The 7,493-nt window shown below is 62.0% G+C and carries 8 protein-coding genes and 1 pseudogene; 7 read left to right on the top strand and 2 right to left on the bottom strand.

Annotated features, from left to right (window positions below):
* Positions 1–404 precede the first annotated feature (404 nt).
* Positions 405–848, top strand: coding sequence for a MarR family winged helix-turn-helix transcriptional regulator (locus ACZY0B_RS26240; protein WP_463767160.1), 444 nt, complete (start codon positions 405–407; stop codon positions 846–848).
* A 229-nt stretch (positions 849–1,077) separates the two neighbouring features.
* Positions 1,078–1,710 (top strand): NAD(P)-dependent oxidoreductase, encoded by a 633-nt coding sequence (locus tag ACZY0B_RS26235; protein ID WP_463767159.1) that lies wholly within the window; start codon positions 1,078–1,080, stop codon positions 1,708–1,710.
* 60 nt (positions 1,711–1,770) lie between these two features.
* Here the strand turns inward: ACZY0B_RS26235 and ACZY0B_RS26230 are convergent.
* Both ACZY0B_RS26230 and ACZY0B_RS26225 read right to left on the bottom strand, forming a co-directional pair.
* Positions 1,771–3,047 (bottom strand): annotated as a pseudogene (locus ACZY0B_RS26230) (ISL3 family transposase).
* Positions 3,048–3,249: 202 nt separating this feature from the next.
* Positions 3,250–3,603 (bottom strand): restriction endonuclease, encoded by a 354-nt coding sequence (locus tag ACZY0B_RS26225; RefSeq protein ID WP_463767158.1) that lies wholly within the window; start codon positions 3,601–3,603, stop codon positions 3,250–3,252.
* Positions 3,604–3,977: 374 nt separating this feature from the next.
* On the opposite strand from ACZY0B_RS26225, the gene ACZY0B_RS26220 reads away from it, so the two are divergent.
* The 5 genes from ACZY0B_RS26220 (at position 3,978) to ACZY0B_RS26200 (ending at position 7,492) form a co-directional block, all read left to right on the top strand.
* Positions 3,978–4,280, top strand: a complete 303-nt coding sequence (locus tag ACZY0B_RS26220) for an RNA 2'-phosphotransferase (protein ID WP_463767157.1) — start codon at positions 3,978–3,980, stop codon at positions 4,278–4,280.
* 9 nt (positions 4,281–4,289) lie between these two features.
* Entirely contained in the window at positions 4,290–6,197 is a 1,908-nt protein-coding gene (locus ACZY0B_RS26215; RefSeq protein WP_463767156.1) for a hypothetical protein, read from the top strand.
* 2 nt (positions 6,198–6,199) lie between these two features.
* Positions 6,200–6,592, top strand: a complete 393-nt coding sequence (locus tag ACZY0B_RS26210; RefSeq protein ID WP_463767155.1) for a hypothetical protein — start codon at positions 6,200–6,202, stop codon at positions 6,590–6,592.
* 26 nt (positions 6,593–6,618) lie between these two features.
* Positions 6,619–7,032 (top strand): hypothetical protein, encoded by a 414-nt coding sequence (locus tag ACZY0B_RS26205; protein ID WP_463767154.1) that lies wholly within the window; start codon positions 6,619–6,621, stop codon positions 7,030–7,032.
* A 127-nt stretch (positions 7,033–7,159) separates the two neighbouring features.
* Entirely contained in the window at positions 7,160–7,492 is a 333-nt protein-coding gene (locus ACZY0B_RS26200) for a hypothetical protein (protein ID WP_463767161.1), read from the top strand.
* Position 7,493 lies beyond the last annotated feature (1 nt).

The following is a 7,493-nucleotide window of genomic DNA, read 5'->3' as shown; positions in this document are numbered from 1 at the left end:
GGAGTCCGGCGAAGATCTGTACGGCTGCTTCCTCAAGGATTACTCGCCGAGCAACTGGTAGCTACGACGCGTGGCTACAGCGGCTCTTCGTAATCGAGAGTGCCGGAAAACGAATACGCGGGGTTACCAGTAATCTCCGGCACGTTCGTATTGGGTGCGAATTGGCCGGTCCCCTTGTCATGCGACCCTCCGAACACCCACACTAGTAAAATACCTTTACTACCGTAGTCATACAGCAGTACCGTTGACAGCAGCAAGAAGTACGAATTCGCTGATGGCCAGATGGCGCTTGCGGAGGGTTGCGCACGCGCCGCCGCGGTCGGGTCTGCGGCGATCTGACCCGGCAGTGTTGACGTAGGTTGTGTACCTCATGGGAGCAGTTGGGCGATGGAGCCGAGAACGGTATGGACGACGCGCAGCCGGTTGATCTAGGGGTGGCGTTGTTCATCCCGTATCGGTACATGGAAGACCGAATCTTCCGGGCCATCCAAGATGCCGGGTTCGACGACTGGACCCTGGCCCAGGTCCGAGTGTTTCAACGCATCGCACCGGACGGTTCGCGTCTCACAGACCTCGCTGATCAGGCGCAAATGAGCAAGCAGAGCGCCGGGGTGCTAGTCGATCAACTGGAACGCTTGGGTTATGTCCGCCGAGTCCCCGACCCGACGGATGGGCGCGCCCGGTTGATCGTGATCGAGGAACGTGGCCGGCGGGCGGCCGAGGTGGCGATGGCGACATCCACCGAGATCCTGGAGGAGTGGGCGGCCTACCTGGGCACCCGCAACTTCACGTTGCTGCAGCAGATCTTGGATCAACTCCGTGAGATCACCGACCCCTACGAGCGGTAAACCCGGCCGCGCTGAGCCTTCCGCCCCCGTTTCCCGTTCGCCCGAGCCGCCAGGGGGTTGCGGGCGCCAGCAGGCTTGGACTCCGCCTTGACATTAGTCAGTTTAATTGACTAATGTCGTCAATGATTCTTACGGTCCTCCGGCGATGGACGGGTGGTTGCCACGATGCAGGCCCAAAACCCGCATTCACCAGCACGCCCATTCATCCCTCAACAGAAAGTGAAATATCATGAAGTTTCTTGTCCTTGGAGCAACCGGCCGCACCGGCGTCCCCTTCGTCAAAAAGGCACTCGACCAGGGACACCAGGTCACCGCCCTCGTTCGGCGGGCCGACGCCAACGTTGACTCTCGCGCTCAAATCGTCAGGGGCGACGTCACCGACGCCGCCGTGATCGCGACGGCAGCCCAGGGCCACGACGCGGTCATCAGCACACTCGGAGTGAAAAACGTCCGCGAAACCCCCACGTTGATCACAGACACCATCCGTGCCGTCATCGCTTCTGCGAAAACGTCAGGGGTCGATCGCTTCGTCGTCGTCTCCGCGTTCGGAGTCGGCGACTCTCTGGCCAAGGCATCATTTCTGGCTGGCCTGATCTTCCGCACAGCGCTGCGCAAAAAATACGCCGACAAAGCCGCGTCGGAAGTCCTCTTGACTGCGAGCGATCTGAAATGGACCCTCGAATACCCTGGGGCGTTGAACAACCGGGACAGCACCCGATACACCGCTACCGTGCTCGAGAATGTCACAAAAATGCCGATCCTCCCCTCAGCATCCCGCGCAAACGTCGCCGATTTTCTCCTTCACTCCGCCGTGGAAAACACCTTCATCCGTCAGATCGTCGTCGTCACCGACACCAAATAAGTCACCGATGCACGCCCAAAAAACACCGCTCACCAGTGCCATCACCGGCCCTTCGTAAATTCAGAGTGCATTGACGAGTGCGTGGAGTGCGCCGCTGTGCAGCAGTGAACGGATTCGATAGTGAGTGATGTTGCGGAATCCGAGGGCGTTGCGGCGCAGCGCTTCTAAGCGGCCGTTGATGGCTTCGGTGGGCCCGTTGGAGACGTGATGGTCGAAGAACGCCAGGATGTCGCCGCGGCGGCGCCACAGGGTGCGGCCGAGTTGGGCGATCTCCTCGAGTCCGACGGGCACATCGCGGCGGATCGAATCGATCAGCCTGGTCATTACGTGTTTCCCGCGGCGACGGTTCGAGTCAGCGTAGGCGGCGATGATCTTCTGAGAGATCACATACGGCGACCTTGACCGCGATGTGTTCGTCGGCGTCAAGCACGCTGGTCAGACGGTTGTACTGGCGGGCTGGGAGCAGCTGGATGCGGGTGCGGGCGATGCGCCGGATCCCATACAACGGATCCCCCGTGTGGCCGCGTCGGGCGAGGGTCTGTTGCTGAACACGTTGGCGGATCAGGTCGAGCTTGGCCCCGGCTAACGCGACGACGTGGAACGGGTCCATCACCGTGACCGCATCTGGCACCACCTTGGTGGCGGCAGTCTTGTAGCCGGCGAACCCGTCCATCGCCACCGCCTCGACTCCGGCGGCGAAGTCGGCGGGTTGGGCAGCCAGCCAGGTGGCCAGCGCGGTCGCTGACCGTCCGGTGACCATGTCGAGCAGTCGCGCCGGACCGCTGCGATCGTGCACTGGGGTGAGGTCGATGATCAGCGTGACGAATCCCTCAGCACCGACTCGTCGCGGCGCCCAGCGGTGTTCGTCGACGCCGATCACTCGCACCCCGGCCAGACGATCAGCTTTGGCCGCGGCCACCAGGCCGGCGGTCGTGCGCATCGCGATCGTGCTCACGGTGTGCCAGGACACGCCCAACTCGGCGGCGATGGCCGAGATAGTGGTGTGGTCGATCAATAACCGCCGCAACACATACCGGGCACACCGTCGGGTCGTCGAAGCCCGCGGCGCCGCCAGTTTTCCCCAGGTCTTGATTGAACACTGTGCGACCACAGCCGATGGTGGTACAGCGGTAGCGGGGTACGGCCACGCGCAACACCAACGGGTAGCCGGCGACCGGCAGATCGGTCAGTGGCCGGGTGACGGTGTCGCGGTAACGACCGTGGCGACCGCAGTCCGGGCAGCGCGCATCACGAGCAACCGGAGCGCAGAAGATCGTTGTCTGGTCCTCGTCGACGGCGGCATCTGTGATCATCACGCCCAACTCAATGGTGCGCATGATCGTGTCGGCAACAACAGACGGCGCGCAAGCATTAGCGGGTCACCTCGGTGGTGTGGTGGTCGTGTGTTGGAACCCGAATCGTCACCCACCGAGGCCCCACCTCAGCTCAACGACACGAACCCATCACGGGGATATCCCGAGCCTTAGGTGCACTCTCGATTACGAAGAGCCGCTAAAGCTTGCGGCTGAATCCAATTCGTCAGTCACGCAACGCCTTTCCCGTGGGCGCCGGGACCCAGCTTTGCAACGCTTTGCGGCCGATCAATTGGCAGCCGTGCGTATTGGCCAATTGCTTTGCGGCAGAGGTGAACTCCTGATTGCTCACCACGATGCTGCGCGTGCACCCGTGATGACGCGCACCCGCTACCACCTGTTGAACGGCGGCGACACCGATCGCTTTACCGTGCCGCTTGCACTGGATCGCGGCATACTGGCCGTCTTTTTGCGCGATCAGGTCGACGCCGTAGTCGCCGACGGCAGGGGTGAAGGTGACCTGCCAGCCGGCGCGCTGCATGCGTGTGGCGACGTAGTCCTCAAACTCGACGCCGTCCATCGCGTCAATCTCCCCGATGCCCGCATCGGTCCGCAGTCGCCACCGCGACCGACGGTAGGCCGGTTGGATCAAAGCGGCGAAAAGCAGCCCACAACAAGCTCCAGCCAGGCCTAGCAAGACGCGGTGCCCCAGGAAACCAAGAAGCAGCCCGAAGTAAAGCGGGAGGAAGACGAATGCCGTCTTCATGCCGTGTGACGGTCTCGCAAGCCCCCGAAGCCTGCCGCGGAAGCGATTATCGAAGACACCGTATGCATGAGCCGATGATAGGGATGAGCAATGACAAGGGACGCCGTCCAAGCCCTCGAGGTGAAGGGCGTGGCCTCGCAAAACGGACTAAGCTTCACCGCACCGTGCGGCCGACCGAAGGGGGCGTCGTGGCCGATGAATTGAATGTAGATCTCGTTGCCCTGCACGTCGGGAGCAAACACGTGCTCAACGGGATCGGTGAGGCCGCCATGGACTTCGTCGGCCATGAGGACGGGCTGGCGGATGCCGCGCCGGGTTGGGTCGGGTCCTCGCAGCTGGCGTTAGGCCAGCTCGCGGCTCGGTGGGAGGCCCGGCACAACCAACACAAGCTCCGGGTCGGTGGGTTGGGTACGCACGTCGCCGAGGCGATGGTCGGTTACTCCGCGAACGACGACGCCTCGGCCAGCGCGCTCAGGTCGGTGGAGGAGTAGGGGTCGCTAGTGGGGTCGCTGACTCCGGCTGACGTCAAGCGCTGGGATCTCAACGCGATTCACGCGGTGTTCCAGACGGCCACCGGGCGCGCCAATACCTTGCAGCGCTTGGGGGACAGCCTGCAACAGGCGCACAACGTGCTCGCCGACTGGCAAGGTGAGGCGGGTGACGCTTTTCGCGCCGACGTGGGCAAGATTCGCCGCGACATCGAGGCAGACGGCGCCGAATCCAAGCAGGTGGCGGCGGCGGTGTCGCGTGCCGAGGCGGATGTGAGCGCCTGCAAACGCGAGCTCGATAGCATCGAACAGGTCGCTGGGGCTAACGGTTGGTCCATCACGCCGGACTGGCGGATCGAAACCGGCCCCGGGGGGATTCCGCCGAATCGAATCGACCTCGCCAACGAGCTGCCGATCTTGCAGGGCAAGCTCAACGCCTGCAAGGTCCACGCCCACACCGCCGATCATGAGCTTGCCACCGCGATCGGCGCTGCCGTCGGTGCAGTCCCGTCGGATGCTGCCGGATCCGCGCCAGGCGGTGCCCCAGCGCCGCAAGGCCCGCCAAACCCTGCCGCGGGAGGCAAGCCGAAGACGTGGCAAGACATGTTGATGCCCGCTGGTGCGGCAGACGCTCCGCCAGCCGGTACCCCACCCAAGGACCCGTCGGCGCCAGGGGGTAAGCCGAAGACGTGGCAGGACATGGTGCTGCCTACCGCCGCCGCGGACGCTCCACCCGGCGGTGCCCCGGCGAAGGGCCCGCCGGCTCCTACAGCTGCCGGGCCGGGCGGTGTCCCGCGGGCTCCCGCAGGCGTGGGCGGCAAACCACGGTCGTTGGGAGAGATGCTCTTGCCCGCCGGCGCTGTTCCGCTCCCTCAGCCGAGCCCGGCAGAGATGGAGAACGCCAAGGCGTTGTTACGCAAAGTGATGATCGGCGACGGCGTGCCGCCGGATCAGATCGAGGCACGCGTGAACGAAGCGGTGGCCGGCGCTCAGCGGTGGATCGACCAGGGAGGAATTCCTCCCTACATTCCTCCGGAGCCAAAGCCGTTGCCACCAGCCGGATTTGGTGAAGGGTTCGGAGATCGTTGGCGTGCGACCGAAGACAGCATCCATAACCTTCTCGGGGTAGGGCCCCGCGGAGCGTCGGGGGCGCTCGAGTCGTGGGAGCACATGCTCGAGGGCACGGTCGAGACGACCCAAAACCCGCTGGGCGCGGCAGTCGGGGAAGTGCAAAATGCTCTGAACTCGCCGAGTCCGGCCTACTACCTGGGCGGTAAGGCTTCCGATGCTGCCTTCGCCTTGCCCGGGATGCTCTTCGGTCCGGAAGGGTCCGGCCTAGGCAGGGCGGCCGAACTGGCTGACGTCGGCGGGCTCGACGTCGGCCCGGTTGTTTCACCGCATGCACCGGTCGGCTTCGATCACCCGTTTGGCTACAACCCATGGGCAGTGCAGGCGGCCGAGGATCTCAATACCGCGTTCGGGCACGGGGGCCCCACACGAAGCCTCAGCCAGCAACTCGCTGACATGTCGACTCACTACGTCGGTGACAACCCACAACGAGTAGTCCTCGGCAAGTTTGACTTTTATGAACATGGCTATATCGGTGAAGCCAGAGGCGAGGGCGGGATTTACTTCGATACTGGCGATCCGACCTGGAGAGCACTCACCGTGGGCCTTAGTGATTCACAAGAACAAAGCCTGGCGTGGCAAGTCAACGAACGGTTCCTCCGTACTCAAATGGAGAACGGCGTGCCACGCATCGAGTATGCCTTGCCTGAGGGTTTCGACAGCGTCGAACAGCTAGCCAACGTGCAACGGCGATCTTACTCAGCTTTCGAGATTAACTTCTTGAAAAACAACGCTGCGGCGTTCGGTTACGAGCAGCGCGGAAATGCGTGGATATATGTAGGAGGCGGCTAACCATGGAACCAGCTGAGGTGGAACGGTTTTTGGAGCCCACGTTATCCGGTGTCGGTTTCAAGCTCGACGAAATACATGATGCTGTGGTTTATGGCGACCGTCCCGCTTGGGCAGTCTATTATCGCCGACAGGACTGCAAACTCCAGATTTGTTGGTCGGCTCGGGACGGCGGGATCGATTTCATGCTCGCACCTCTCGATGCGCCGAACGAATTCGGCCTGCTGAACCGATCAAAGAAATGGCAGTTCATGCTGCTGCTCAGCGATGCGCACGATGACTTGGCGACGCCTGGACTGGATGCCGACGACGAGGCACTGCTGTCCTGGCTCGAGGAGCTGTTCAGAGCGCATTTCGCGGCTGCTCATGGTGCACTACGGGCGCCGGGTACGGCTTAGGGGGCCTTGATGACAGGCGGCCGGAGATGACAGAAGAATTTTTGGCCGGAATCCGATCGATTGCCGAGCCCTTATTGGCTGAACTTGGCTTTCAGCTGGATGAGTTCGACGACGACGTAGATGAAGGGGGGCGAAAGGCCTCTGTCGCGTTCTTCCGTGCGAGCGACTGCAAGATTCAAATCTACGATGCACCGCGGGAGGGCGAGATCAATTGTATGATCGCCCCGCTGGATGCCGCTAATGTGCTTGGGCTAGCCGATCAGTCCGGCAAGTGGCAATACCTTCCCATGTTCGCCATTCGGCAAGGTGTTCCTCTCGAAGAGATACAGGAAACTAACTTGCCAAAGTTTCCAACGACCAATCAGTTCCTGGAATCGGTGCGAGGCCGCATCGAGAAGTATTTTCCCAGTGCACACGAAGGCATTGTCGAGATGGGCTGAGCCGAGCGCTGGAACTCAAGTCCGTAGAAAGGGATGCCTGGTGGATACGTACGGCCCCATGGAAGATAAGTCTGCGGAACTTCAAACCGAGATAAACCGGTTGTCGGAGAAGCTTGGCGTTCGACCAATGCGTGTCGGGTTGCGGACGCGTGACGGCCTGAATATCTATGTTGCCCAGGACGGCTCGTATCACTTCACTTTCTACGAGCGAGGAAAACTGGGCTTCGACCAAGTGGGCAGCCTTGATGATCTTCTTTACTGGTACACCCAGGGCGTGGTCACAAGCCAGGCGGCCAAACAAGTGGGAGACCGAGCAGAACGCTTTGCGTATGAATACCAGGTGCTAAGTCATTTCAGCGTTGACTGGGCTAAGAGAAATGTGCGTGAGACTGCAGAAATGTTTCGTAACGGCCAGCCCGAAGACATTTCCTTACTTCCGGACATCGGCGAAGCGCTGTAGT

Source organism: Mycobacterium sp. IDUB_19, from assembly GCF_055419445.1.
The sequence above is the reverse complement of the archived record's forward strand: the minus strand, read 5'-3'. Positions and strand labels throughout refer to the sequence as shown.